Source organism: Pseudomonas entomophila (assembly GCF_013523125.1).
GTDB classification, from domain to species: domain Bacteria; phylum Pseudomonadota; class Gammaproteobacteria; order Pseudomonadales; family Pseudomonadaceae; genus Aquipseudomonas; species Aquipseudomonas entomophila_B.
The window spans coordinates 1-327 of sequence record NZ_JAAMQJ010000126.1; the positions used below are offsets into that span (position 1 = coordinate 1).

Consider the following 327-nt stretch of genomic DNA (forward strand, 5'->3'; position numbering starts at 1 on the left):
AGGCGCTGGCCGAATACCTGCACGCTCGGCACTACCGGGTGTGCATCGTCAACCCAGCGGTGATCGCGAAGTTCGCCGAATTCGAGCTGCGCCGCGTCAAGACCGACAAGGCCGACGCCAAGACCATTGCTGCTTACGCTCAGCACAAGGGCGACTCGCTACGCCAGTGGGAGCCTGAGCCAGAAGCTCAGCGGCGTCTGCGGGCGCTGGTTCGCCGCCTGGATGACCTGAAAGAAATGCGCCAGATGGAGCAGAACCGTCTGGATGTGGCGCCGCTGACGGTGCAGGCATCGATCAAGGCGGTAATCGGGCACATTACCGATGAGA

1 protein-coding gene is annotated in these 327 nt (G+C 62.7%); it reads left to right on the forward strand.

The window, feature by feature from the left end:
- The coding region (locus G7007_RS22735; protein ID WP_181105201.1) for an IS110 family transposase at positions 1 to 327 on the forward strand (327 nt) is incomplete at both ends.